The organism is Galactobacter valiniphilus, assembly GCF_003575975.1.
GTDB lineage: Bacteria > Actinomycetota > Actinomycetes > Actinomycetales > Micrococcaceae > Galactobacter > Galactobacter valiniphilus.
Genome location: NZ_QQXK01000057.1, coordinates 1 through 2,336 on the forward strand (window position 1 = coordinate 1; position 2,336 = coordinate 2,336).

The window sequence follows — 2,336 nt, forward strand, 5'->3', positions numbered from 1 at the left end:
TGACGGCGCTCACTGAAATTCCTCGGTTCTGCTCATCGAAATTCCCCACTCTGGGTCGCTCCGCCGCATGAGGCGGGCCTTCCTCGATGCTGGTGGTCTCTGACCACACACCAGCCGGAGGAAGGCCCTGTTCTCATGCTCTCAGAGAGGAGCAGCGTGGACATCCACGCTCTGAAACGGCAGGGGATGACGATCAGCGAGATCGCCCGCCGCACTAACCATGACCGCAAGACCATCCGCGCGTATCTGAACGGTGAACGCCAGCCCGGGATGCGTGAGCGCACCATCCCGGACTCGTTCGACGCGTTCGTCGACTACGCCACCGCGAGACTGACCGAGGACCCGCACCTGTGGGCGGTGACGCTGCTCGACGAGCTGCGACCGCTCGGTTACGAGGGGTCGTATCCGACGCTGACGCGGCAGATTCGTGCCCGCGGGCTGCGTCCGGCGTGCACCGCGTGCGCGCACGTCACCAAACGCGCAAACGCGGTCATCGAGCACCCGCCCGGGGAGGAGACCCAGTTCGACTGGGTCGAGATGCCCGACCCGCCCGCGCATTGGGGGTTCGGACGCAAGACCGCGTATGTCCTGGTCGGGTCGCTCGCGCACTCGGGTGTCTGGCGGGGCGTGATCTCCCCGTCGATGGACACCCCGCACCTGCTCGCCGCGATGACGACCCTGCTCGCCCTGCTGGGCGGGCTCACGAAGACCTGGCGGTTCGACCGGATGCGGACGGTCCTGGACCACCGCACCGGCGACCTGGTCCCGCAGTTCGCCGCGTTCGCGAAGCACCACGGCGTCACCGCGGTGGTCTGCCGGCCGAGGTCGGGGAACAGGAAGGGCGTGGTCGAGAAGAACAATCACACCGCCGCGCAACGCTGGTGGCGGACCTTGCCCGACGACCTCACCCTCGAGCAAGCGCAGGCCAGCCTGAACACGTTCGCCGCAGGGCAGGACGAGCGGCGGCGTGAGGGCGAGCTCGGGACGACGACAGCGTCCGCCCTGTTCGTGAACGAGCCGCTCAGACCGCTACCTGCGGTTGTGTTCCCTGTGATCATCACAGAGGAGCGCACCGCGACCAGGCAAGCGCTGATCGACTGGCGTGGGAATCGCTACTCCGTCCCGCCCGAACTCGCCGCCGCGAAAGTCGAGGTCCGGCAGCGGCTCGGCGCGGACATCATCGACATCGCCACCGCATCGGGGACGGTCGTCGCCCGCCACCAGGTCGCCGAACCCGGCCTCGGCGTCACGATCCGCGACAGCGGCCATGTCACCGCACTGGAGGCCATCGCGATGGCGTCAGCGACACCAGGACGCCCGCACCGCCGCAAAGAACGCATCCCACCCGGCAGCGCCGCGCTGCGCGCTGCCGCAGCCCTCACCAGCGCTGCAGCGCAGCCTTCGACCGTGATCAGCCTGGCCGCTTACGAGCAGGCCGCGAAGAACAGGAACACCCTCCGATGACCACAACCACAGCCACCACGACGGCAGCGAGCGTCTATCAACAGCTGCGCGGCCACCTCACCGACCTGAAACTCGCCGACGCCGCGCACGCCCTCCCCGCCGTCCTCGACCAGGCGCAAGCCGAAGGATGGACCCTGACGCAGGCCCTCGAGCACCTACTGCGAGTCGAGGTCACCGCCACCGACGCCCGCCGCTTGGCTGGCCGGTTCCGTTTCGCGAACCTCCCCACCGGGCAGACCCTGGACGACTTCGATCACGACGCCGCATCCGGCATCGACCGGTCGCTGCTGGCCGAGCTCGGCACCTGCCGGTTCATCGACACCGCCACCAACGTGCTCCTGATCGGCCCGCCCGGCGTCGGGAAGACCCACATCGCCACCGGCCTCGGCCACGCCGCCGTCACCGCCGGCTACCGCGTCTACTTCACCTCCGCCGCCGACCTCGCCGCCCGCTGCCACCGCGCCGCGATCGAAGGCAAGTGGTCGACGATGATGCGTTTCTTCGCCGGGCCGACCCTGCTCATCATCGACGAGCTTGGCTACCTGCCACTACCCGGCGAGGCCGCCTCAGCCTTGTTCCAGGTCATCAACCAGCGCTACCTGAAGACCTCCATCGTGATCACCACGAACCGGCCGGTCGGAGCCTGGGGCGAGATCCTCGGCGACACCACCGTCGCCGCAGCCATGCTCGACCGGCTCTTGCACCGATCCGTCGTGATCACCCTCGATGGAGCCTCTTACCGGCTCCGCCACCACGCCACCGCCGCAGACGAACTCCGCCGCGTCACGACCGGCACGAACCTGCGCTAACCTGACCACGCGACCTGAGGAATTCCGATGAGCAACTCTGGGGAATTTCGATGAGCGCCATCA

At 68.3% G+C, this 2,336-nt stretch carries 2 protein-coding genes; both read left to right on the top strand.

Annotated elements, in window-relative coordinates:
* The first annotated feature begins 156 nt into the window (after positions 1–156).
* The gene (gene istA, locus DWB68_RS15615; protein WP_456152210.1) at positions 157–1,464 is read left to right on the top strand and encodes an IS21 family transposase; all 1,308 of its coding nucleotides are present in this window, start codon (positions 157–159) and stop codon (positions 1,462–1,464) included.
* Positions 1,461–2,273, top strand: coding sequence for an IS21-like element helper ATPase IstB (gene istB / locus DWB68_RS15620; protein ID WP_119426034.1), 813 nt, complete (start codon positions 1,461–1,463; stop codon positions 2,271–2,273). Before istA ends, istB begins: the two co-directional genes overlap by 4 nt.
* The last annotated feature ends 63 nt before the right edge of the window (positions 2,274–2,336 follow it).